The organism is Bradyrhizobium sp. USDA 4472, assembly GCF_054058595.1.
This window is the reverse complement of record NZ_JBSSAM010000001.1, coordinates 2852378-2876806: the sequence shown is the minus strand read 5'-3', so window position 1 is coordinate 2876806 and position 24429 is coordinate 2852378. Positions and strand designations below refer to the sequence as shown.

Annotated in this window: 18 protein-coding genes and 1 pseudogene; 10 read left to right on the top strand and 9 right to left on the bottom strand. The window is 65.5% G+C overall.

All coding sequences use genetic code 11. From position 1 onward, the window contains the following. Nucleotides 1-194 precede the first annotated feature (194 nt). The 4 genes from ACVWZ4_RS13155 to ACVWZ4_RS13140 all read right to left on the bottom strand — a co-directional run bounded on the left by ACVWZ4_RS13155 (nt 195) and on the right by ACVWZ4_RS13140 (nt 3597). The gene (locus ACVWZ4_RS13155) at nt 195-476 is read right to left on the bottom strand and encodes a PIN domain-containing protein (RefSeq protein WP_456740447.1); all 282 of its coding nucleotides are present in this window, start codon (nt 474-476) and stop codon (nt 195-197) included. Then, on the bottom strand, nt 473-703 hold the full coding sequence (locus ACVWZ4_RS13150) for an AbrB/MazE/SpoVT family DNA-binding domain-containing protein (RefSeq protein WP_456740446.1): 231 nt from the start codon (nt 701-703) through the stop codon (nt 473-475). Before ACVWZ4_RS13150 ends, ACVWZ4_RS13155 begins: the two co-directional genes overlap by 4 nt. 196 nt (nt 704-899) lie before the next feature. Beyond that, nucleotides 900-2168 (bottom strand): Spy/CpxP family protein refolding chaperone, encoded by a 1269-nt coding sequence (locus ACVWZ4_RS13145; RefSeq protein ID WP_456740445.1) that lies wholly within the window; start codon nt 2166-2168, stop codon nt 900-902. 382 nt (nt 2169-2550) lie between these two features. Then, nucleotides 2551-3597: a LysM peptidoglycan-binding domain-containing protein gene (locus tag ACVWZ4_RS13140; protein WP_456740444.1), complete on the bottom strand. Its 1047-nt coding sequence runs from the start codon at nt 3595-3597 to the stop codon at nt 2551-2553. 627 nt (nt 3598-4224) lie between these two features. Here ACVWZ4_RS13140 and ACVWZ4_RS13135 point away from each other — a divergent pair. The 3 genes and pseudogenes from ACVWZ4_RS13135 to ACVWZ4_RS13125 all read left to right on the top strand — a co-directional run bounded on the left by ACVWZ4_RS13135 (nt 4225) and on the right by ACVWZ4_RS13125 (nt 8546). Then, nucleotides 4225-6888 (top strand): bifunctional diguanylate cyclase/phosphodiesterase, encoded by a 2664-nt coding sequence (locus ACVWZ4_RS13135; RefSeq protein WP_456736930.1) that lies wholly within the window; start codon nt 4225-4227, stop codon nt 6886-6888. Between the two features lie 198 nt (nt 6889-7086). Then, nucleotides 7087-7448 (top strand): annotated as a pseudogene (locus tag ACVWZ4_RS13130) (hypothetical protein). 216 nt (nt 7449-7664) lie between these two features. Further along, nucleotides 7665-8546 carry an SDR family oxidoreductase gene (locus ACVWZ4_RS13125; protein WP_456740442.1) on the top strand — a complete coding sequence of 294 codons (882 nt, stop codon included), beginning with the start codon at nt 7665-7667 and terminating at the stop codon, nt 8544-8546. Between the two features lie 70 nt (nt 8547-8616). Here the strand turns inward: ACVWZ4_RS13125 and ACVWZ4_RS13120 are convergent, their stop codons facing one another. Both ACVWZ4_RS13120 and ACVWZ4_RS13115 read right to left on the bottom strand, forming a co-directional pair. Then, a complete protein-coding gene (locus tag ACVWZ4_RS13120) occupies nt 8617-10716 on the bottom strand; it encodes a methyl-accepting chemotaxis protein (RefSeq protein ID WP_456740441.1) in 2100 nt (699 codons plus the stop codon). A gap of 151 nt (nt 10717-10867) precedes the next feature. Next, complete coding sequence (locus ACVWZ4_RS13115; protein ID WP_456700240.1) at nt 10868-10990, bottom strand: hypothetical protein; 123 nt, start codon at nt 10988-10990, stop codon at nt 10868-10870. 455 nt (nt 10991-11445) lie between these two features. On the opposite strand from ACVWZ4_RS13115, the gene ACVWZ4_RS13110 reads away from it, so the two are divergent. The 3 genes from ACVWZ4_RS13110 to ACVWZ4_RS13100 all read left to right on the top strand — a co-directional run bounded on the left by ACVWZ4_RS13110 (nt 11446) and on the right by ACVWZ4_RS13100 (nt 13933). Further along, a complete protein-coding gene (locus tag ACVWZ4_RS13110; RefSeq protein ID WP_456700241.1) occupies nt 11446-11583 on the top strand; it encodes a hypothetical protein in 138 nt (45 codons plus the stop codon). Between the two features lie 202 nt (nt 11584-11785). Continuing rightward, nucleotides 11786-12844, top strand: coding sequence for a lactonase family protein (locus ACVWZ4_RS13105; RefSeq protein ID WP_456790503.1), 1059 nt, complete (start codon nt 11786-11788; stop codon nt 12842-12844). 201 nt (nt 12845-13045) lie between these two features. Further along, nucleotides 13046-13933 (top strand): efflux RND transporter periplasmic adaptor subunit, encoded by an 888-nt coding sequence (locus ACVWZ4_RS13100; RefSeq protein ID WP_456700243.1) that lies wholly within the window; start codon nt 13046-13048, stop codon nt 13931-13933. Nucleotides 13934-14108: 175 nt separating this feature from the next. Here the strand turns inward: ACVWZ4_RS13100 and ACVWZ4_RS13095 are convergent, their stop codons facing one another. Continuing rightward, nucleotides 14109-14957 (bottom strand): caspase family protein, encoded by an 849-nt coding sequence (locus ACVWZ4_RS13095; protein WP_456700244.1) that lies wholly within the window; start codon nt 14955-14957, stop codon nt 14109-14111. Nucleotides 14958-15363: 406 nt separating this feature from the next. Here ACVWZ4_RS13095 and ACVWZ4_RS13090 point away from each other — a divergent pair, with 406 nt between their 5' ends. The 4 genes from ACVWZ4_RS13090 (at nt 15364) to ACVWZ4_RS13075 (ending at nt 21675) form a co-directional block, all read left to right on the top strand. After that, entirely contained in the window at nt 15364-17091 is a 1728-nt protein-coding gene (locus tag ACVWZ4_RS13090) for a hypothetical protein (protein ID WP_456700245.1), read from the top strand. A 152-nt stretch (nt 17092-17243) separates the two neighbouring features. Beyond that, the gene (locus tag ACVWZ4_RS13085) at nt 17244-17969 is read left to right on the top strand and encodes a thermonuclease family protein (RefSeq protein WP_456700246.1); all 726 of its coding nucleotides are present in this window, start codon (nt 17244-17246) and stop codon (nt 17967-17969) included. Between the two features lie 165 nt (nt 17970-18134). Next, nucleotides 18135-19322, top strand: a complete 1188-nt coding sequence (locus ACVWZ4_RS13080) for a pyridoxal-phosphate-dependent aminotransferase family protein (protein WP_456700247.1) — start codon at nt 18135-18137, stop codon at nt 19320-19322. A 244-nt stretch (nt 19323-19566) separates the two neighbouring features. Next, nucleotides 19567-21675 (top strand): S9 family peptidase, encoded by a 2109-nt coding sequence (locus tag ACVWZ4_RS13075; RefSeq protein WP_456700248.1) that lies wholly within the window; start codon nt 19567-19569, stop codon nt 21673-21675. Nucleotides 21676-21720: 45 nt separating this feature from the next. Here the strand turns inward: ACVWZ4_RS13075 and ACVWZ4_RS13070 are convergent, their stop codons facing one another. Further along, nucleotides 21721-22440 carry a ribonuclease activity regulator RraA gene (locus ACVWZ4_RS13070; RefSeq protein WP_456700249.1) on the bottom strand — a complete coding sequence of 240 codons (720 nt, stop codon included), beginning with the start codon at nt 22438-22440 and terminating at the stop codon, nt 21721-21723. A 9-nt stretch (nt 22441-22449) separates the two neighbouring features. Continuing rightward, nucleotides 22450-24186: an L-arabinonate dehydratase gene (gene araD / locus ACVWZ4_RS13065; protein WP_456700250.1), complete on the bottom strand. Its 1737-nt coding sequence runs from the start codon at nt 24184-24186 to the stop codon at nt 22450-22452. Nucleotides 24187-24429 lie beyond the last annotated feature (243 nt).

The window sequence follows — 24429 nt, the reverse complement described above, 5'->3', positions numbered from 1 at the left end:
CGGCCCTGCGATTTTCTCGAAATTGCGGATTTTTCGAAATTTTCCTTGACGCGTCGGGCAAAACGCTGGCATGATGGCATCGTCGGGCGTTAGGGCTGAAGCTCGTCTTGCCCTGTAGGCGTCTCTGGCGCTCGCGTCATCGGGGTGGGTTGTCTCCAGGAGCTTCGCGTAGGTCTCGCTCAACGCTCAAGGAATCATAAAAAGCGAGCGTGTGGTCGCGGGGCCAGAGCAAGCGCCGCAGCGTGCGTGTCTGACGTCAGCGGCGCGATGTCGGGAAAGCGAAAGCGCAGCGACTGCACGGCGGCTTCAATCACAGGCCAATCCAGCTTCTGCTTCTTGCGCGGCACGTTGGTGAACTCGTTCAGGACCTGGGCACTGATGACACCACCGCCGGCAATCGTGCTCAGCGCTTGCTGGCGCCGTGCGTCGGTCGAATACGCATAGATCAGGATATTGCTGTCGAAGAACGCGCTCACCGCTCGTTCGCCTCGTCGCGGTCGAACTTGTAACCCTCAGGCAGGGGAAACTGGAATTGCTCCGCCTGCCTGAGAAATTCCGCCCGCTTGTCGACCTTCTCCACCGCGAGCCTTCCCTTCGAGGCCTCCACCACGTTGAGTTCGTCACCGGGTGAAAGGTTCAGGGCGTCCACCAGCGACTTGGGCAAGCGAACAGCAAGGCTGTTACCCCACTTGGAAACCAGCATTGTCGCCTCCATGATATACAAAATCGTTGTATATCATCGGGCAGGATTATCGCTTGGGGGAAAGATGTTGTTAGCAGTTCGCCCGTGGCCCATCCTTCGAGACGCCCGCCTGCGGCGGGCCCTCAGGATGACGTCTCGTTTTGCGGCGGAAGATCATCGAGAGCGGCCCAAGACCGCTGCGCGATAGGGAAGCTGCTCACGTCCCCCGCTTCGGCCCGATCGCCTCGAAAGCCGCCTTCTGCTCGTCGCTCAGGTCGGCTTCGAAATCATCGAGCGCATCGGCGACGCCGCCCACCGCTTGCAGCATCGTCTGGAGCCGTGTCTTCACGGCCGCGAGGCGGGCCTGCGGTGTCGCTTCCGCCTTCATCGGGCAGGAGCTCAGCGCCTGCATGGTGCGCAGCGTGGTGTCCTGCAGCACGTCGAGCCGGGCGCTTCCGGTGTCGTCGAGCTTCAGCATCGAGACGATCTCGGCGGCGGGCCATTGCTGCTGCACGAGCTGCTCGTACTGGTGCTGGGCCTGCACGTCGTAGCGGGGATCGTCGTTCGGATCGCAGGCTTTGGCCGCCTGCGCGTCCTTGTGCTGGGCCGATGCGAGGGCGGCACGGCGCTGCTGCGCCAGCGACTCCAGCTTTGCCTTCTGGCCGTCATCGAGCAGGTGGACGACTTTGTCCAATGCCGGCGCGATCGCGTCCGTGGCCTTGATCATCGCCTCCAGACGGGTCTGCATCACGCCGAGGCGCTCCGCGGCCGTCGCGGGCGCCTGCGCCGGACAGGCGGCGCGGATGATATCGCGCGCGGAGATCCAGGCGGCGCCGAGATCGTCCAGGGCCGAGCGCTGCATCTCGTTCGGCTGCACCAATTCGGCGATACGTTCGACAGGCAAGCCGCCGGTGTCGCTGCCATCGCAGACCGTCGCCACCGACGGAACCCTTCGCCCGCGACGGCCGTGCGGCGCGGTGTAGGCGGCGAGCTCCGGCGCGGCATAGGGCGCGAAGATCGCGGCATAGATATCGCCGTAGCCATAGAGCGAGAGACTGGTCGTATCGCCGAAAATGATTGCAGCGGTGAGATCGTCATGCGCGAACGGCCAGAACACCGGACCGATCCAGCCATAGCTGCCGTCAGGGTGACGCCACCAGCCCTGCGGGCGGTGGCCGCCATGCCAGCCCGACAGCGCGGCCTGCGCGGTGAGCGCCGCGCGCATGACATAGGGATTGGCGGGCTGGCCGCGCTCGGCTCCGTCCGGCCTCGGCCGCGGATCCTGCGACCGCAACGCGGCATCACGGGTACGGCCGCCGCGCACGCCCATGCGGGCATGGCGCAGGCGCGACAGACCGAGCACATGGCCCACGGCAAAGCGCGCAACACCGAGCGGCCCGCCGCGCAATCCGAACTGCGCTTCCGCTCTGTTGGGCAACAGCACTGTCAGAATGACAAGAATCGCGCCGGCAAGCGCCGGTCCCAAGCGCGATCTCGACAAGACCACTGAACCGACCAACGAGCTGACCACCCCTTGGCCCTCCTCCAGCCAAGCGCACCACGTCGCAGAGATGACTCGCGAGGGAACCAATTGTTCCGCGACGCGACGGGCGAAGCGTCAGCGGACCCCCGAGGCGCTATCGCGGCGAGCGCTCCCTGCGGCAGTGCTATCGCATATGGTGTCCACGATGCGGCGGCATCGGCGCCGGGCTTCCTCTCCCGCTTGCGGGGGAGGGTTGGGGTGGGCGTGCCTCCGCTCGGGAGGGTATTCCTGGGTGGTGAGAGCCCTCACCCGCCGCGCGCGGCACGATGCTTCGCATCGCCCGGGGCGCGTCGGCCTCTCCGCAAGCGGGAGAGGCGAAGCAAGCTCACTGCGGCTTTTGCGGCACCACGACGGTCTGGCCGGGATAGATCAGATTGGGATTGCGGATCTTCGCGCGGTTGGCGTTGAAGATCACCGCATAGCGGGCGCCGTCGCCATAGGCGAGACGGCTCAGCGCCCAGAGGCTGTCGCCGCGGGACACCACCCGGCTGCCGCCGGCCTCCGCCGTCGCCGGGGTGATGGCCTCCGCGGGCGAGGCCGATGCGACGGCAGCATTCGCGGCCGGCAGCCTCGCCATGGATTTGGGTTTCGGCGAGCCCATCATGCGGGGCCGGGCCGCTTGCGTCGCGGCAAGGCGTGGCGGCGGCAAGGACGCGACGACGTCTGATTTATCGTCAGGCTTTTCGACCGGCTTCGCGTCCGGCTTCGGCGCCGCCGCGACGCGCGCCGGCGGCGAAGCCTCGGCGATCGTCACCGGCATGGTGCGGCTCGACTGCACGACGGTGCCATCGGGTGCCGTCGCCCGCAGCGCCAGCTCATAGCTGCCGGCGGGAAGTTTTGGCGGGGTCATCACGAACTGGCCCGATGCATCGGCCACCACGCTGTCGAGCGGCTGGCCATCGCGCAGCAGCTCGACCTTTGCACCGGGCGCGGCCTGGCCGGCGATGACAGCAGCCTCGCCTTGATCGTCAACGCGGGCGACGTCGAAACGGGGGCCGGTGTCGGCAGCTGAAGGCTGCGACTTGGCCGGCGCGATCTCGGCCAGCGCCGCGACCTGCTTCCGGGTCTCGGCCATGGGAGAGGCTGACGGTGCCGGCGCAGCCGCGGCAAGCTTCGGTTCGCCGGTCTTCGCCTCCGACTTGACCCCGGTGTCGGCCTCTGCGTTGGCCTCGACCTTCACCTCGGCCTTTGCCTCAGGCTCGAGCTTGGTCTTCGCTTCGGGCTGTTTCTCGTCCGGCTTCACGACCGCGGCGACCTCTGTGTTCGTCTTGCCCGGCAGCAGCCGGCGCAGCTCGGCGGGGCCGATCACCAGCACGGTGCCGACCACCGCCAGCAGACAGAACGCAACGAAGGCCTTGGATGCGGTGATCATCAGTCATCAAGCCTTGATCAAAACCTGGGAAATCAACCCCGATAAATTGCGCCGTTTTGGCTACGGCAGCAAGCCTGGATAAGTGAACCGCCAGGGCTGACGCACGTCAAATCAGCGAGGCCGCTTCGCGGCAATTCTTCAAGGGTATTTCACCGTGACCGCATCTTGCCGCGCCGCGCCATGGCTGGCGCTTGCCTTGACGCTCGCCGCCACCCCCGGGCTCGCGGCTTTCGGGCCGCCGCCGGGTCCCCTGGAGGGCACGGAAGACGCCTATCGCAAACTCGGCTCGATTGGCCCAACAACCGCTATCTCCTGATCTCGCTCGGCGGCCAATACGACGAGCATCCGAACAACACCGTCATGAAGGGCCTCGGCGGCTGGCAATGCCGCTACGACCTTCAGACCGGAAAATTCGACGTGCCCGGGATCTTCGCCAAGGACAATGCGGACGCGCTGGCATGGGAGGTGAAGCGGGAGTGAGCGGCTGGCGGGACCGGATCAGGTTCGTGCCCTTTCGGGGGCGCGCCAAGCTCCTGATTTTGTTCCGATTCATAGTTCCCTAACCGTTGCTGGTAACGGGCTCTTGTCGGTTTTGCTGCATCTTGCCTCTCAAGGGAGAGGACAGGGATGGGCGCATCAACAAGCTGGACCGCGCGGTTGCGCGCGTTGCTTCGCCGTTGGCGGGGCGCACCGCTGACGTGGCTGATCGTCGGCGGCTTCGTGCTGATGGCGGCAATGGCCGTCGGCACCGCGCTGACCGTCGACCGCTTCCGCCAGAACGCGATCGAGAGCGGCCGCGACAGCCTGGAAAGCTCGGTCCGCCTGCTCGCACGGCATTTCGACCGGCAATTCGAGGATTTTGCGGTGCTGCAGAAGAGCATCATCGCGGAGCTCGAAAGCTATGGCATCGATTCCCCCGATGTCTTCCGCAGCGAGATGTCGACGCTCGCCATGCACGAGGTGCTGCGCACCAAGGCCAGCGGCTGGTCCGACGTCGCCGGCGCCAATTTGTTCGATTCCAGGGGCGAGCTGATCAACTCGTCGAAGAGCTGGCCCGTCGCCGACATCTCGGTGTCCGACCGCGGCTATTTTATCAGGCTCAAGAACGATCCGGCCGCGCAGGAAGAGATCGAGGTCGTGCCCGGCCGGTTCGGCAGCGGCCCGGCGATCGTGTTTGCGCGACGCGTGTCGGGCGCGCATGGCGAGTTCCTCGGCATCGTGACCCGCGCGATCACGCCGGACCAGCTCGAATCCTTCTTCGCCTCGACCGGCCTCGGCGACGACGCCTCGATCGCGATGCACCACCAGAATGGCCAGCTGCTGGCGCGCGTTCCGCATCTCGACGCGATGATCGGACAGAACTTCCGCACCGGCTCGGCCGCGCAGAAAGCCGTGTTCGAGCGCAGCTTCGTCACCACGAAGCTCAAGAGCCCGATGGACGGCAAGGACCGCATCGTCGCCTCGCGCCGGCTCACCGGCGAGCCGCTGGTGGTGGTCGCCACCAAATCGCTGGACGCGACACTCGCCACATGGCGCACGCAAACCAAGTTCTTCGTCACCGTCGCCGTGCTGTCGATCGGCCTGCTCGTGCTCACGCTGTTCCTGATCTTCCGCCAGGTGACCAACCGCGTCTCGCTGGAGAAGCAGCGGCTCGACACCGCCCTGAATACGATGACCCAGGGGCTCTTGATGTTCGACCAGGACGAGCGGCTCGTCGTCTGCAACCGCCGCTACATCGAGATGTACGGGCTCTCGACCGCAGTGGTGAAGCCAGGCACGACTTTCCGCGACGTGATCCAGCACCGCGCAGATACCGGCTCATTCCACGGTGACGTTGACGCCTATTGCGCAGACATCCTGAGCAATGCGGGGCGCCTCCAGAGCACCATCGTCGAGACCTCCGGCGGCCGCCTGATCGAAATCAAAAACCATCCCGGCGCGGCCGGTGGCTGGCTCGCCACCCACAACGACGTCACCGAGCGCATCCGCGCCGACGAGCGCATCGCACACATGGCGCATTACGACGCGCTGACCGACCTGCCCAACCGCGTGCTGATGCGCGGACATCTGGAGCGGCGCGTGGCGGAGCTCGCCCAAGGCAGGTCATTTGCGGTCCTCTATATCGACGTCGACGAGTTCAAGGGCGTCAACGATTCGCTCGGCCACGAGGTCGGCGACGAATTGCTGCGCCAGGTCGCCAGCCGCCTGCGCGCCTGCGTCAGCGACGACGATCTCGTGGCGCGGCTCGGCGGCGACGAGTTCGCCATCGTCAAGGCCGGGAGCTCGGACCAGGACGAGCTGGCGGCGCTGGCCGAACGGATCCTGAAGGCGCTGCGCATCCCCGTCGATTGCAAGGGCCAGGAGATCACGACCGACGCCAGCATCGGCATCGCGATCGCGCCGGACCACGGCGACATCATCGACGACCTGCTCAAGCGCGCCGATCTGGCGATGTATGCGGCGAAGTGCGAAGGGCGCGGCACCTTCCGCGTCTTCGTGCCGGAATACGACGCCAAGGCGCGGCAGCGCCGCCAGCTCGAGATCGACCTGCGCCAGGCGCTGGCCCGCCGCGAATTCGAGGTGCACTACCAGCCCCTGGTGGATCTCTCCGCCAACGTCGTCACCGGCTGCGAGGCGTTGCTCAGGTGGCGCCATCCGGAGCGCGGCATGGTCTCGCCCGCCGACTTCATTCCGGTCGCTGAGGACACCGGCCTGATCGGCGAGATCGGCGAATGGGTGCTGAGGCAGGCCTGCACCGAGGCGGCGTCGTGGCCCGGCGACATCCACATCGCGGTCAACGTCTCGCCGGTGCAATTCCGCTCCAAGACGCTGGCGCTCAAGGTTGCAACCGCGCTCTCCGAGTCAGGCCTCGCGCCGGGGCGGCTCGAGCTCGAGATCACCGAAACCGTGCTGATCCGCGACGACGCGGAGGCCCTGACCGTCCTGCAGCAGCTGCGCGATCTCGGCGTGCGCATCGCGCTCGACGATTTCGGCACCGGCTATTCGTCGCTGAGCTATCTGCATCGCTTCCCGTTCGACAAGATCAAGATCGATCGCAGCTTCATCAGCGACATCGGCCAATCCGAGGATTCCTCTCCGATCGTCCAGGCCGTGGTGCACATGGCCGCGGCCCGCCACATGGCGACGACGGCGGAAGGCGTCGAGACCGAAGCGCAAGCCGCGGTGCTGCGGCAGCTCGGATGCAGCCAGATGCAGGGCTGGCTGTTCAGCCCGGCCGTGCCGGCGGCGAAGCTGAAGCAATTGCTGGCGAAGCAGGCGGCGGCGGCCTGAGGCCGGCCCCGCCCGCATTGCAGCGACGTTCGCGTGGTCCAGAGCAAATAGGATCAAACCTCGCATCTCGCAGTTATCGCGCTGCTGAGACGGCCGGGAACTCCGGCCGGGCGGGCCTCAGTCGACATTGCATCACGCACAACGCGGGCGACTTGCCACCTGCGATCGGTTGCGCGCGTGCACATCAAGCGAGGCGACATGGCGATCGTGACTTCCAGGATGATTCCACTCATAGCGGCCGCCGCATTGATCGGCTTTGCCGCGCAGGCGCGCGACGACGGCCGCTTTGCGAACTCCCCCCTCAAGGGCTGGTTCGAGAGCCTGCACAGCAAGGGTGGCGGGCCCTGCTGCGCGGATGCGGACGGCACGGCGCTCGACGACGTCGATTGGGAGACGCGCGGTGGACACTATCGCGTGAGGATCATGGGTGTGACTGGATCGACGTGCCCGACGACACCGTCATCACCGAACCGAACCGCATCGGCCGCACCATCGTCTGGCCCTATTACGTCAACGGCCGCGCCAACATCCGCTGCTTCATGCCCGGCAGCATGACCTGAGAAGACCGGAGCAACGAATCGGCTTCAGCCGCATGCTGCCGGCTGCACAGCCCCATGCGGCCTGACCGACCCTCCGCGCCGGGCGCCCGATGAAGCCAGCAAGCGCAGGCAGTCTGTTCCATCTGTGAGACACACGGTCTAAAAATAGCGTCTATCGGCTCTAATTCGGATCACTAATTTGCGGGGTGTCTTCTAACCCCAGCAAGGAGCGATCCCATGACCATCCTCGTAGCAGGCGCCACCGGCCGCGTCGGCCGCCACGTTGTCCGGCAACTCGTCGAGCGCGGCGCCAAGGTGCGCGTGCTGACCCGTGATCCCGCGAAGGCCGACGTGCCCTCAGGCGTCGATGTCGCCAAGGGCGACCTTCTCGACATCGACTCGTCGCGCGCGGCGTTCGACGGCGTGAGGACGCTGTTCCTGCTCAACGCCGTGACCGGCGACGAATTCACGCAGGCGATCATCACGCTGAACATCGCCCGCGAGGCCGGTGTCGAACGGGTGGTCTATCTGTCGGTGTTCGACGCCGACGCGGCCGTGAACGTGCCGCACTTCGCCGTGAAATCGGGCGCCGAGCGCATGCTGGCGCAGATGGGGTTCAGCGCCACCATCCTGCGCCCGAGCTATTTCATCGACAACGAGCTCATGATCAAGGACGTGATCCTCAATCACGGCGTCTATCCCATGCCGATCGGCAGCAAGGGCGTCGCCATGGTCGACGCGCGCGACATCGCCGAGGTCGCTGCGATCGAACTGATCCGTCGCGACCGGGCGCCGGAAAAGCTTCCGGTCGAGACCATCAACCTGGTCGGGCCCGACACGTTGACCGGACCTGACGTGGCGAAGATCTGGTCTGATCTCCTGGGGCGCCCGGTCGTCTATGGCGGCGACGATCCGAGCGGGTTCGAACAGAACATGGCGAGCTTCATGCCGAAATGGACGGCCTACGAGATGCGCCTGATGGCCGAGCGTTACGTCACCCACGGCATGATCCCCGACGCCGGCGACGTCGAGCGGTTGACCACTATCCTCGGTCGTCCGCTGCGCTCCTACCGCGACTTCGCGGCGGAGATCGCGGCGGCGACGACAAAGTCCACCTGACGGGGCGGCAACGACCCGATGGCGCACCGCTTCGTGCCGCGTAGCGTCCCGGGACGAGACCGGAGCTGCGCTACGCCGCCCGGAGATCGCCGACGAAGCGGTCGACGTCGCGCTTGAGATCGTCGGACAGGCGCGCCAGCATCTTGGCGGAGTCGAGCACCTCGCCGGCGGCCGCACCGGTCTGCCCGGCGGCCTGGGACACGCCGGAGATGTGCCGCGAGACCTCGTTGGTGCCCTGCGAGGCCTGCTGCACGTTGCGCGCGATCTCGCGCGTCGCCGCGCCCTGCTCCTCGACGGCAGCCGCAATCGCGGCTGCGATCTCGTTGACGCGCTGGATGGTGGTGCCGATCGACTGGATCGCAGTGACCGAGGATTTGGTCGCGCCCTGGATCGCGGCGACCTGGCCGGTGATCTCTTCGGTCGCCTTCGCGGTCTGCGTGGCGAGATTCTTCACTTCGGAAGCGACCACCGCAAAACCGCGTCCGGCGTCACCTGCGCGCGCCGCCTCGATGGTGGCATTGAGCGCGAGCAGATTGGTCTGCTCGGCAATGCCCGTGATCAACGCGACGACGTCGCCGATGCGCTGGGCGGCGTCGGCCAGCGCCTGCACCTCGGCGTTGGTGCGATCGGCTTCGCTGGCGGCAGCGCCGGCGATGCTGGAGGATTCCGCGACCTGCCGGCTGATCTCGCTGATCGAGGCCGAGAGCTCTTCCGTTGCCGCCGCAACCGTCTGAACGTTCGAGGAGGCATCGCCCGACAGGCTCGCGACCGAGGCCGCCTTGGACGAGCCCTGCTCGGCGGTCGAGGACATCGACTGCGCCGTGGCATTCAGCTCGCCCGACGCCGACGCCAGCGTGTGCAGCGATTCCGTGACGGTCTTTTCGAACTGCTCGATCAGCCGATCGATGGCGAACTGGCGCCGCTCCTTCTTGGCCTGCTCGGCAGCCCTTTCTTCGCCGAGGCGGTCGCCCGTGATCATGTTCTCCTTGAACACCGACACGGCACGCGACATTTCGCCGATCTCGTCGCCGCGCTCGATGCCTGCCAGCTCGATCGCATAGTCGCGCTCGGCGAGCTTGCGCATCGCCTGCGTCAGCTTGCGGATCGGCGTAGAGACGCGGCTCTGAACCAGGATGAAGCCGAACACCGTGATGGCGAGCGCGACCAGCATCATCGCACCGTTGAAGACGAGGCTCCATATCGCAGCCGTCTTCTGCTGCCCGGCACGGGCGACCATCTCGGCCAGCGCCGCCTGACCAGCCTCGACGTAAAAATTGAGAATGGCGGTGTTGAGCTTGGCAAGCTCCACGCCCTTGATCTCGATGGTCTGGTTGTTGCTCAGCGCCTTGATGAGTCCCTGCTGGCGTTCGACCATGGCGACGGCGTCGCCCTGCTTCGAACGCGCGACCACGTCGGTGAGGCTCGCAGGCGCGTCAGTGCGGCTTGCGGCATCCTGCACTTGGCTCCAGGCCTGCTTGGCACGACCGCCGTCCTCGGCCGCCCCGACAATGTCGGCGGCGGTCCAGGGCTTTGCGGCAGCACCCGCGGCCTCGAGACGGATCGCGATGAGGCCGCCGAAATTGCGCGCGGCCCAGGCGGACTGCTTCACGCCGAGGAGATGATCGACCACGGGGTCCGTGAGCTTGAGCGCGTTCTCGAGGGCAGTGGTCAAGTCGAGTATGGAGTCGAGATAGTCCTGCGCCGTTTTCCTGAACTCGTCGGCCGCCCTGGTGTCGCGCGCCGCCTTCGGCTGGTGGATCAGGGCTTCGGCCTTGGTTCGCAGCGGCAACAGCGCGTCATGGAGCGCAACGAACTTGCCCAGCAGGCCGGCAAGGCGGGAATCGGACACGCCGTCGAGGCGTTCGAGCACGATCTTGTAGGCAGCTTCGGACAGTTGCCGGTTGGCAGCGATCCGCTCATCGGCAGCGGCATTGGCAGGCTCTTCGGCAACCAGCGCCGACAGGAAGGTGCCGCGCTCGATCCTGAAGCCGAGCAGCGCCGTGAAAAGCTGCTGGTCAGTCCCGGCGTAGCGCTCGACCTTTTGCGCCGCGCTGTTGCGCTCGATGGCACCGAACAGGCCGGTCGAGAGCTGCCCGACGAGGAACAGGCCGAGGACGCCGATGATGGCGCCGAGAACGGAACGAATGGAGGGATTGCCGAACGATGCCATGGGAGCGCCGGGTCTCTGAATCGGATAAGGATGCAGGAAAGTACCGGCTTGCCCCTAAGATTTGGTTCACCACATGCCCATCGGCCCGCAGGAGGCGCGGGGCGGAGCCCGATTTGCACCGGTCGGGGGCGCGACGTTCAAGTCATCAGGTTCACTTCGAACGCCTGATGGGGTGAACCTCGACGAACTCGGCGTCCGGATGCGCGATGATGGTGGCGAACATGATGCCGCTGATGATGAGCGACCAGGCGGTGTCCCAATAAATCCAAAACACTTGCCAGCCTCCTTTTGCCAGCCTCCTTTTGCCGGCCTCCGATTGTCGTCCTCGCCCGCGAGACCCTTGGCAACGGCGGGAAGAGGCTGCCGTTCCCTGCAGGCGAAAGCCTAGCGATCTCTTGTCTTGGTCGGCGCGACCTTCCGATCGGTTTCACCGGCGCGGCGTTTTGCCACGACGTCTTCATCCCCAGCGCCTTCGCGCGGACGCGGTGGCGGCTTGGGCTGGCCGGACTGTCCGCCGTGCTTACCGCCCATATCGGGTTTGCCTTCGAGATCGTTTTCGCGGGGCATGCCGGGTCAATGCACGCGGCCGGCAATCGTTCGTCATTTGGATTCGTAATTTACCGGAGCGCCGTTCGGCTGTGAACGAGTTCATATCGGCGCCACCTTTTTGCGGTGCACGATAGTTGGCGCACTGGACGCGTCGAACCTTGGACGGACGGATTTGGCCTCATGACGAAGCAACTCGTGGCCTGGACCATCCTGACCTCGGCCTTGCTCGCCGTCGCCATATGGACGGTGCTCGGGCCGCCCGACCATGAGGCCGGCCCGCATCTGCCCTCGCGCGACCTGACGGCGTCGGTGCGCTAGCGCAGCAGCGGACCGATACAATTTCGGCATCGATCGATCTCATCTGAAATTTGGTGCAAGGGATTACGAGCCGCTATCCTGCCGCAAAACGACTGGCCGTACCGGCAGGAGGACGCCCTTGATCAGACCGACACGCCGCGCGGTGATCGCCAACACGCCCTTCACCGCTCTTGTCACCTCTGTTGTCACCTCTCTTGTCACCATTCTTGCCCTCGTTTCCGGAGTCCGTGCCGGCATGGCCGAAACCTTCGCCTATGTCGGCAATGCCGACAGCAACAGCATCAGCGTGTTCAAGCTTGCCGGGAACGGCGAGATGACCCCGGTGCAGACGGCCGCCTTCACCGGCGTCGAGAAGCCCGGCTCCTCGACACCACTTGCCATCACGCCCGACCATCGCGTGCTGATCGCCGGCGTCCGCGCGCAGCCGTTCGTCGCCGTGAGCTTTGCGATCGATCCCACGACCGGTCTCCTCAGCCCGATCGGCAACGGGCCGCTCGCCGACAGCATGGCCAACATCGCAACCGATCGCACCGGCAAGGTGCTGTTCAGCGCCTCCTATGGCGGCAACAAGGTCGCACTGAATCCGCTTGCCGCCAACGGCGTCGTCGCCGAGCCGAAGCAGGTGATCCCGACCGGGTTGAACGCGCACGCCTTCCTGCCCTCGCCCGACAACCGCTTCGTGTTCGCGACCAATCTCGGTTCGGACCAGGTGCTGAGCTTTGCGTTCGACGCCGCCGCGGGCACGCTGACGCCGGGCGATCTGCCGGCGATCAGGGCGCCGGAAAAATCCGGGCCGCGGCACTTCGTGTTCCACCCCAACGGCAAGTTCGTCTATCTCATCCACGAGCTGAACGGCGACGTCGCGGCCTACAGCTATGAGGCCGAGAGCGGAGCCTGGAGCGAGATCCAGCGCACCACGGCCCTCCCGGAAGCTTTTTCAGGAAAACCTTGGGCCGCCGACATTCACGTCACCCCTGACGGCCGCTTTCTCTACGCCTCCGAACGCACCAGCAACACGCTGACCGCCTACGAGGTCGATGCATCGAGCGGCAAGCTGACGACGATCGGGAGCGTGCCGACCGAGAAACAGCCCCGCGGCTTCAACATCGATCCCACCGGCCACTATCTCGCCGCGGTCGGCGAGCTCTCCGACGGCATGACCGTCTACGCCATCGACCAGGCCAGCGGCGCGCTCAGCAAGCTGAAATCCTACCCCACCGGCAAGAGGCCGAACTGGGTGGAGTTTGCGACGCTGAAGTGAGGGCTCTTTCTTACCCTCCCCTGGAGGGGACGGGTAAGGAAGCAGCGAACCTCTTTGCTTATGCAGCGACAAAGCCAACAGGCGGCATGGCGCCGCCTGCGCTGCGGCATTCTCACCCGGTCAGCCCATGGCCCGCCGCCATCGCTTCTGCTATCGATCGGGCCATATCGCTGAGAGCCTTGCAGCCAACCGGAATGACCGATGCGTTCATTGCCTGCGCGTTCCCTGTCCCAGACCTTCGCAGCTCTCGCCGGACTGGCGCTGATCTCCGCCCTGCCCGCCCGCGCGGCTGATGACGACGCGCCAAAAGGGCCGGCGGTCACGGTGCTGAAAGCGGCCAAGTCCTGCTTCTCCGACATCGTCGAGGCGACCGGCTCGATCATGGCGCGCGAGGAAACCTCCGTACGGCCCGAGCGTCCCGGCCTGAAGGTGACGGAGGTGCTGGCCGACGCGGGCGAGACCACGACGGCCGGCCAGGTGCTGGCGCGGCTGGCGCTGCCCGAAGGCGGCACGCTCCAGGTCACCGCGCCCGTGGCCGGCGTCGTCGCCACCTCCACCGCACAGATCGGCGCGCCTGCCTCGGCCAGGGGCGAGGCGCTGTTCACGATCGTGGCGCGCAGCGAATACGACCTCGTCGGGCTCGTTGCGACCAACGACATCAGGAAGCTCGCGGTCAATCAGCCTGTCACCGTGCGCATTGCCGGGGCCGGCGATATCGATGGCAAGGTGCGCCGCATCGGTCCGACCGTCGAGCCGAACATCCAGCAGGGCATGGTCTATATCGGCATCGCCCCGCAGCGGAGGCTGCTGATCAACGCGAGCGGGCGCGCGCTGATCAAGACCGGCCAGAGCTGCAACGTCGCGGTGCCGTTGACGTCGGTGCAATATACATCCGCGGGCACCGTGGTGCAGGTGATCCGCCGCAACCGGGTCGAGACCAAGCGCGTCGAGACCGGATTGATGTCGGGCGGCAATATCGAGGTTCGCGACGGCCTCAACGAAGGCGACATCGTCGTCGCTCGCGCCGGCGCGCTCTTGCGCGAAGGCGATCCGGTGCGCCCGGTGATGGCCGCGGAAGCGGCGAAGTAGATTTTCACCACACCCGTCATTGCGCGCGCAACGACGATGGAGAGACAGTCGTGGCCCAAGCACGCATGCCGTAGGGTGGATCAGCCGAAGGCGTAATCCACCGATTTGCTTTCCGAGCCGAGAGAGAAGCGGTGGACTACGCTTCGCTAATCCACCTGCGAGCCCTGCGAAAAGACTACCCGCCGGCCTGATCGAAATGCACGTCCTCGAGCAGCGAGGAGGAAACGGTCGGGACCTGATCGCCTTCGGAGGCGCGGGAGATGGCGAGGCGGGTCTTGTTGAAGACGCTCTCGGCGCTGCCCTGCGTCGCGAGGTTGGCGAGGAGCTCGCTGACCAGCGTCGAGTGCTCACCCTTGCCGTCGTCCACGACCTTGCCGGGCGAGGCGGACGTCAGGATCAGCGCATTGTCGGGCGTACCGATCGGCGCGAGACCGTGGCTGTAAGAACGGAAGCGGCGCTCGTAGGGATTGCGGCGCGAGGCATCGACGACGACGAGCTTGGCCTTGGCACCCTGCTCCTTCATCATCTCGAGCACGCCCTCGATCGAGACGCCCTGACGGCGCACGTCGCTTTCCTTCCAGATCACGGCGTCCACAGGCAGCATGTAGCTCTCGCGGCCGGCCTGCACGCCATAGCCGCCGAAGAACAGCATGACGGTGGTGTCGTGCTTGATACGGGACTTCAGGCGGTTGACGGCGCGGACCATGTCGTCCTTGCTCGCGTCTTCCACCATGTCGACGTCAAAGCCGTTCTTGCGCAGGCTGGAGGACAGCGCGCGTGCATCGTTGATCGACTGCGTCAGCGGCGCGCTGGCGTCGGGATAATGCCCATTGCCGATCACGAGCGCGAGACGCGAGGTCTCGCCCACCGAACCCGTGACCTGGTCCGTCGAAACGGCCTTGGCGGCGTCGAGCGCGCGCATGTTGAGGGCAGCATGGGCGCCGATCGCCAGCGACACCGTGCCGACGAGGGCCGCGGCGAGCGCAATCGAGCGTCGGGAAATGTCGAGCTGCCTTACATTCATCTCGCTTCATTCCTGTCAGTGCCAAAGACCGGCCAAGCGCGCGCGCACTGCTTGAGTAGCGCGATGGCGTCTTTAGGTTTGAGGGATTGGCCGGGGGTGTGCCCCCGAATTGCGCGCAATTTGCGGCAGCGCACCAAATAAAGCCTTAACCTGAGATCGCCGCCTCGGCAATAGACCATGCCGAATTAGATCTAAGCCTCTGAATCTATTACGAGAATTTTGCTTCCTGGAATCCGCCTCCAGGGTTCCTCCGTCACCTTCCGGAAGCGGAAATGCAGCTTTTGTGCCCGAGATTTACGTGACATCGGTCACATTTGAATTTCCCGCGAATCCGGGTAGCTTTTTCAAAGACTTGCAGGGGGCAGTCGTCGACCTGGCCTCCCAGTTCCCCGCGACCAGGTATTTCATGAGCCTCCATTATTTCGCAGGCGCCGCGTGCCGAGCGCTGACGGCACGAAAAGACGGCCCCTCCCTTTATGATGTCTGCGATCCCGTCCTGTCGGGCCAAGCCGGCGGCGATCCGCATTTGGCAAAATTCTACAAGACCGCGCTCGGCAATCCCGCTTTGCGCCTGCTGCTGCGCCGTGCCGGCGTGAGCGAACTGCGCGACGAGGCGAAGCTGACCCGGCTGCGCGAGGCACTCGCCCGCGCCCGCGACGATGCCGAACCCGATTGGGCCGCGGTCGGCCGGCCCATTGCCGAACTCGTGGACACCATCACGCTCGACCACCCCAAGCCGCCGCCGGCCATGTTCGTCGGCGCGATGCCGACGACGGCACAGATCGACGGCGCGATCCGCGATTGCGCGCAGCATCTGCTCGTCTCATTCGGCAAAAACGGCTTTCTGCCGACCTATGCCGCCTTCAACCTGATCGGCGATGCTGATTTCCGCGGGCGCGAGCTGATCATGGCGCTCACCGGGTTGAATGCGCGCGGCTACAAGAATTCATCGATGCTGTTCAACCTCGCCCGCGTCTTCATCGCGCGTTCGCCCGCTCGCGCCGTGATCAATCCGCCCTGGCGAGGGATCGCCGAGCCGATGTGGGAACCGGTGCAGATCCGCCACCGCTCGGCCTATTATGATGCGTTCTTCATCGAGGCACTGTTGAGCTATGTCGAAACCGGGCTCGCCTCGCCCACGGACAGGATCGCGGCCGAGCGCGCGATCGCCGACATGGTCGATTTCTGCGTCAACATCAGCCGTGAGGAGGTCGAGGGCAGCAACGGCCAGCGCTTCAACGTCATCACGGCGCTGGCGCCCGCGCCGCATCCGCGCTTCTCCCGCTATTTCGCGCAGATCAAGCAGGACCTCGGCTTCGGCGTCTATGTGCCTGACTGCGACACCACGGCGTGCTCGATCTCGGCGGCGACGCAGGCCGGCTGCACCGATGAGATCATCGACCAGCCGCTGCTGGATTTCTACGCGGGCTACCAGGTGCTATCAGGCGTCAACGAGGCGCGCGTGACGGTGCCGCTCAACGACAACATCGACTACGAGGGCGGCGTCGCCACCTGGATCGACAATGTCAGGGGCGAGCGCCCCTACGGCAATGATCTCGATCCGACGCTCAATCTCGACATTCTCGAGGTGAGCTTTCGCAATCTGGCGCGCTGGAAGATCCTGGAGACGCCTGCGCGACTTGCGACCGTGCATCGGATCATCGGCTTCCAGAAGCGGCTGGCGGCGAGCGGCGCCTTCGCCAATCCGCGCTCGCACATCTATTATCTGCCGGAACTCTACAGCGCCTATTTCGGCCGCTGCTATGCGGCCTTCCTGGCACTGCCGCCGGCGGCGCAGGCCGCGATCGATCCGAACGGCGATTTCGACTTCATCCGCCATCGCGTACTCTCCTACGTCAAGGTCGAGCTGATGGCCGCGGAGATGAACGTGTTCGACGCCGCGCTGGCGCTGATTGCGCTTGGCCATCTCGGCGCCGATCCGCGCGCCTTCGCCCCGGCCCTGAACGTGATCGTCGATGCCATCGGCGAAGGCGGCCGCCGCGGCCCGTTCCGCGCCTATGAATGGAACAAGATGAAGACCCCGACGCGGATCCTGGTCGGCGGTCCCGAGGTGACGTCGGCATTCGTGCTGATGGGGCTGGCAGTGGCGAAGCGGGCGATGGCGCGGGGGTGAGGCTTTGCTCTTACTCCCTGGAGGGGGAGGGTAAAGCAAGACCGCAATGACGGGAAGTTGAAGCCCTCTCCGTTCGGCATATGCTGGTCGAGAGGCCCAAAGCCGACCACAATTGCGGGCTCTATCGAGATTTTCATCACGCGCGGACCGGCATGTTGCGAAAATTCCTGATTGCGCTGTCTTTGCTCAGCTTGCCGTCGATGGCGCAGGCGGCCGACATCAGCGGCACCGCGAAGGTCCGCGAGGGTGATTCCGTCCTGATCGGCAATACGCGGATCCGGCTCGGCGGCATCGACGCGCCCTCGGTCGACCAGCTCTGCCTCAACACCAAGAGCGAGCGCTGGACCTGCGGCGTCGCCGCGCGCGACGAGCTCGCCAAATACAGCGACGGCAAAAACTGGGTCTGCCATGCCCGCTCCATCGACCGCCGCGGCCGCACCGTGGCGCGCTGCGAGGTCGGCGGCGAGGACATCCAGAAATGGCTGGTACGCAACGGATGGGCGCTGGCCTATACCCGCCTCTCGAAGGACTACGAGGCGGACGAAGCTGCCGCGCGTGAGGCCAAAGCCGGGATGTGGCAGGGCGCCTTCATCGCGCCCTGGGACTGGCGCGTGCGCAACAAGAAGACGGTGATTCTCGGCGCCACCAAGCCGCCCGACGGCGCTCATGCGGTGCTGCTCGCCTCGGCCTCCGGACCGGTTGCGCCCTCGCCTGACTGCACCATCAAGGGCAACGTCAATACATCGGGTGAGTGCATCTATCACACCCCGACCAGCCGCTGGTACGCCCAGATCAAGATGAAGATCAGCAAGGGCACCCGCTGGTTCTGCTCGGTCGAGGAGGCGGAAGCCGCCGGCTGCCGCGAGACCAAGCGATAGAGCAGTGTCCGGAACAGTGTGACGCGGTTTTTGCGAAAAGACCATGCTCAAAGCAAAAAGCCGCCCCAGACCTGCGTTTTGAACGCTTTGCTCGGGCCTTTCCGCCGCGTAGAAGAGTAGATCAGCGACCCACCAGACCGTCTTCACGGCACAAGGAAGATAACAATGACCGTTCGCGCGGGCCGGGAATTTCTGGCCATCCCCGGGCCCACCACGATGCCCGACGCGGTGCTGCAGGCGATGCATCGTCCCGGGATCGACATCTACTCCAAGCAGATGACCGACCTGACCGAGAGCCTGCTCCGGGACATCTCGAAACTGTTTGCGACCAAGGGAAAATCCTACATCTACATCGCCAACGGCCATGGCGCCTGGGAAGCGGCGCTGAGCAACGTGCTGTCGCGCGGCGACAAGGTGCTGGTGCTGGAGAGCGGTCGCTTCGCGATCGGCTGGGGCAATGCGGCGTCGCTGATGGGCGCCGAGGTCGAGGTGCTCAAGGGCGACTGGCGCCGCGCGGTACGACCGCATGAAGTCGAGGAGCGGCTGCGCCGCGACACCGAGCACAGGATCAAGGCCGTCGTCGTCGTCCAGATCGACACGGCCTCGGGCGTGCAGAACGACATCGAGGCGATCGGCAAGGCGATCAAGGCGGCCAATCATCCCGCGCTCTACATGGTCGACACCGTGGCTTCGCTCGGCTGCATACCGTTCGAGATGGACAAATGGGGTGTCGACGTCGCCATGTCCGGCTCGCAGAAGGGCCTGATGACACCGCCCGGCCTCGGCTTCGTCTCCGCCAACGAGCGCGCGCTGGACGCGCACAGGAGCGCGAACATGGCGACGCCCTATTGGAGCTGGAGCGAGCGCGAAGGCGCCGAGCATTATCGCAAATATGCCGGCACAGCACCGGTGCATCTGTTGTTCGCGCTGCGCCAGGCGCTCGACCTCCTGCACGAGGAAGGCCTGGAGAACGCGTTCCGCCGCCACGCTTTGCTCGGCGAGGCCACGCGCCGCGCGGTCGGCGCATGGTCGGAGGGCCAGGTGCTCGGCTTCAACGTTGCCGAGCCGCATGAGCGCTCCAACACCGTGACCACGGTAACCATGACCAGTGGCCACGATCCCGCGGTGCTGCAGCGCTATTGCAAGGAAAAGTGCGGCGTCGTGCTCGGCACCGGCATCGGCGATCTCTCGGGACAAGCCTTCCGCATCGCTCACATGGGCCATGTCAACGCGCCGATGCTGCTCGGCACGCTCGGCGTCATCGAAGTCGGCCTCAACGCGCTGAAGATCCCGCACGGCAAGCGCGGCCTCGAGGCTGCGGTGGCGTATCTCGGCGAGCAGGTGGCGGTGTAGCGTTTTCTTCGCCTCTCCCCGCTTGCGGGAGAAGCCGGAATGCGCGCGCCAAGCGCGGATTCCGGGTGAGAGGGACTCTCCGCGAGTGCAACTCTCGCCTCCCCCGTGGAGACTCCCCCTCACCCCACCCTCTCCCCGCGCGCGGGGCGAGGGAGCCAACGGCCGGCACCCTTGGCACTTCTTTAAATTCCCTGCGTTCGATCTGATATAGGGGCAAGACACGCCCCCTGACACGAGGATCGATTTGCCCAAATCCGCCAGCACAACCCCGACCGTTCCCGTCGCCCCGCGCCGGCCGCATTCGTTCACCCGTCACGGCCTCACCGTGATCGACGATTACGCGTGGCTGAAGGACGCGAAATGGCAGGACGTGCTGCGTAACCCCGCGGTGCTCGATCCCGATATCCGCAAATATCTGGATGAGGAGAACGGCTACACCGAGAGCCTGCTCGGCCATACCGCAAGCCTGCAAAAGACGTTGGTGCGCGAGATGCGCGGTCGCATCAAGGAGGACGATTCCAGCGTGCCGTCGCCGGACGGACCGTTCGCCTACTTCCGCCGGTTTCGCGAGGGCGGTCAGCACGAGCTGTTCGGCCGCATGCCGCGGGATGGCGGCGTTGAGCATATCGTGCTCGACGGCGATGCGCTGGCAAAAGACCACAAATATTTCAAGTTCGGCGGCAGCCGCCACTCGAACGATCACAAGCTGCAGGCCTGGAGCGCCGACACCAAGGGCTCGGAGTATTTCACCATCCGCGTGCGCGACTGGGCAAGCGGCAAGGATCTCGACGATGTCGTCGAAGAGACCGATGGCGGCGTGGTCTGGGCCTCGGATGCGAAGTCTTTCTTCTATGTGAGGCTCGACGACAATCACCGCCCCATGCAGGTGTGGCGGCACAGGCTCGGCACCCGGCAGGCCGACGACGCGCTGGTCTACGAAGAGCAGGATTCCGGCTGGTTCACCCATCTGCACGAGAGCACCAGTGGTCGTTTCTGCGTGATCGCCGGTGGCGACCACGAGACGTCGGAGCAGCGGCTGATCGATCTCGCGCATCCCGAGGCGCCGCCGCGCCTCGTCGCCGCACGCGAGGAAGGCGTGCAATACTCGCTGGCCGACCGCGGCGAGGAGCTGTTCATCCTCACCAATGCCGAGGATGCCATCGACTTCAAGATCGTCACCGCGCCGCTTTCGTCACCCGAGCGCAAGAACTGGCGCGACCTGATCCCGTATCGCCCGGGCATCTACATCATCGACCTCGATCTCTATGCCGGCCATCTGGTGCGGCTGGAGCGCGCCAATGCATTGCCGTCGATCGTGATCCGCGATCTCGCGACCAAAGAGGAGCACGCGATCGCCTTCGACGAGGCCGCCTATTCGCTCGATACGATGGGCTCCTACGAATTCGACACGACGAATTTGCGCTTCTCTTACTCGTCGATGACGACGCCGTCGGAAGTCTATGACTACGACATGGTCACGCGCACGCGCAGCTTGCGCAAGCGCCAGGAGATTCCGTCCGGCCACAACGCCGCCGATTACGTCACCACCCGCATCATGGCGAAAGCGCAAGACGGCGCCGAGGTGCCGGTCTCGATCCTGTATCGCCGCGGCCTCGAGCTCGACGGCGCGGCGCCGCTTCTGCTTTACGGCTATGGCTCCTACGGCGTGGCGATGCCGGCCTCCTTCAGCGCCAACCGCCTTTCGCTGGTCGACCGCGGCTTTGTCTATGCCATCGCCCATATCCGCGGCGGGGCCGACAAGGGCTGGGGCTGGTATCTCGACGGCAAACGCGAGAAGAAGACCAACTCGTTCGACGATTTCGCCGCCAGCGCCCGCGCGCTGATCGATGCGAAATACACGCGCGCCAAACGCATCGTCGGCCATGGCGGCTCGGCCGGCGGCATGCTGATGGGCGCGGTGGCCAACCGTGCCGGTGAACTGTTCGCAGGCATCGTCGCCGAAGTGCCGTTCGTCGACGTGCTCAACACCATGCTCGACGACACGCTGCCGCTGACGCCGCCGGAATGGCCCGAATGGGGCAACCCGATCGAGAGCGAGACGGATTTCCGCACCATCCTGTCCTACTCGCCCTACGACAATGTCGCGGCGAAGGACTATCCGGCGATTCTGGCGATGGGCGGGCTGACCGATCCGCGCGTCACCTATTGGGAGCCCGCCAAATGGATCGCGCGGCTGCGCGCGACCATGACCGGCGGCGGTCCGGTGCTGTTGCGCACCAACATGGGCGCCGGCCACGGCGGCGCCTCGGGACGCTTCGACCGGCTCGATGAAGTCGCGATCGTTTACGCATTTGCACTGTGGGCAACGGGGATGGCGGAGGCTGGGGTATAGCCCCAGCGTCGTCCCGGCTTTCGTCAGGACGACGCTGCGCTCAACTTAGCGGCCGTTCCTCTTCCGCCATTCCGCGAAGTCGGTGAGTGTCTGCGGATCCGTCGCGGGATAGAGGCCGAAGATGCCGCGGCCTCGGCCTACTTCCTCGGTGACGAAATCCTCGAACGCGGTCATCTCGAAGGTTTCGTTGGCGATCTCATCGGCGAGATGGGCTGGGATCACGATGACGCCGTCGGCATCGCCCAGAATGACGTCACCGGGAAACACCGGCGCATCGCCGCAACCGATGGGAACGTTGATCTCGATCGCCTGGTGCAGCGTGAGATTGGTCGGCGCCGAGGGGCGATGGTGGTAGGCGGGAATGCCGAGCTTGGCGATCTCGGCGGAATCGCGAAATCCGCCATCGGTGACGACGCCGGCGACACCGCGCTTCATCAAGCGCGTCACCAGGATCGCGCCGGCCGAGGCCGCGCGCGCGTCCTTGCGGCTGTCCATCACCAGCACCGCGCCCGCGGGACAATCCTCGACAGCCTTGCGCTGCGGATGGGAACGATCCCTGAAGACGTCGATGGTGTTGAGATCCTCGCGCGCCGGCATGTAGCGCAGCGTGAAGGCCTCACCGACCATAGTCGGCTTGTCCGGCCCGACGGGATGCACATCCTGGATCATCTGGATGCGCAAGCCGCGCTTGAACAGCGCGGTGGCGACGGTGGCGGTGGAGACGGATTTGAGCTTGGTACGGGTGGCTTCGGAAAGCTTTGACATGTGCGTCCCTCAGTAAATGGACGGCTCGCCGACAGGCGCGCCGAAATCGGTCTCGAGGAAATCGAAGTCGCAGCCGTCATTGGCCTGCTTGATGTGTTTTGTGAACATCCAGCCGTAGCCGCGCTCGAAGCGGCGCTCGGGCTGCTTCCAGGCGGCGCGGCGTTTTTCCAGTTCAGCCTCGGGGACGTCGAGATCGATGGTGCGGGCGGCGACGTCGAGCGTGATGCGGTCGCCGTTCTGCACCAGCGCCAGCGGGCCGCCGATATAGGACTCCGGCGAGACGTGCAGGATACAGGCGCCGTAGCTGGTACCGCTCATGCGCGCATCGGAGATGCGCACCATGTCGCGCACGCCCTGCTTCACGAGTTTGGTCGGAATCGGCAGCATGCCCCATTCCGGCATGCCGGGACCGCCCTGCGGGCCGGCATTGCGCAGGATGAGGATGTGGTCCTCGGTGACATCGAGGTTGGGATCGTCGACCGCCTTCTTCATCGACGGATAGTCGTCGAACACCAGCGCGGGTCCGGTGTGCTTGAGGAAGCGTGGCGCACAGGCGGAGGGCTTGATGACGCAGCCATCGGGCGCGAGATTGCCCTTGAGCACCGCGAGCGCGCCCTCCTTGTAGATGGGATTGCCGACGGAGCGGATCACATCGGCATTGTGCACCTCGGCGCCCTCGATGTTCTCGCCAAGGGTCTTGCCGGTCACCGTGATGCAGTCGAGGTGCAGATGATCCTTGATCTCTCCCATCAGCGCCGGCAGGCCGCCGGCATAGAAGAAGTCTTCCATCAAATAAGCATCGCCGCTCGGACGCACATTGGCGATCACAGGCACCTTGCGGCTCGCGATCTCGAAATCGTCGAGCCCGATGTCCTGTCCGGCGCGGCGGGCCTGCGCGATCAGATGGATGATCGCGTTGGTCGAGCAGCCCATCGCCATCGCGACCGCGATCGCGTTCTCGAAGGCTTTCCGGGTCTGGATCGTCTTCGGCGTCAGGTCCTCCCACACCATCTCGACGATGCGGCGGCCGCATTCCGAGGCCATGCGGATATGATTGGCGTCGGCGGCCGGAATCGAGGAGGCGCCCGGCAGCGTCATGCCGATCGCTTCCGCGATCGCGGTCATGGTCGAGGCCGTGCCCATGGTCATGCAGGTGCCATAGCTGCGGGCGATGCCGGCTTCAATGTCGAGCCAGTCCTTGTCGGAGATCTTTCCGGCACGCCGCTCGTCCCAATATTTCCACCCATCGGAGCCGGAGCCGAGCGTCTTGCCCTTCCAATTGCCGCGCAGCATCGGTCCCGCCGGCAGATAGATCGCCGGGATGTTCATCGAGGTTGCGCCCAGCAGCAGCGCGGGCGTGGTCTTGTCGCAGCCGCCCATCAGCACCACGCCGTCGACGGGATGGCTGCGCAGCAGCTCCTCGGCTTCCATTGCAAGGAGATTGCGATAGAGCATCGTGGTCGGCTTCAGCAGCGATTCCGACAGCGACAGCGCCGGCAATTCCACCGGCAGGCCGCCGGCCATCAGGATGCCGCGCTTGACGTCGTCGACGCGCGACTTGAAGTGCATGTGGCACGGCTGCGCGTCGGACCAGGTGTTGATGATCGCGATGCAGGGCCGGTCCTTCCACTCCTCCGGGGCGTAGCCCATCTGCATGGCGCGGGAGCGGTGGCCGAACGAGCGGAGATCGTCGGGCGCAAACCAGCGCGCGCTGCGGAACTGGTCGGGTGTTTTCTTCTTGATCATGATCCTCGTCCGTCGGAAAATCTGACCTGCTCTTCTCACAGGCCATCTACCCCTCGCAAGGCACCCCCGGGGGCGGCGGAGCGGGCCCCTGCTATGCACGTAGAGGTGCATAGGCACCAGCGCGACGCAAGATCGAGCCTGTCCGTGCCGCCGGCCGCGAAGTGCTTGCAGGGCGGGCACGATCCGCGCAAGACTTTCATAGTCGGGAGCTTTGATTTGGGTCGAGGGGCACATCGCCATCCC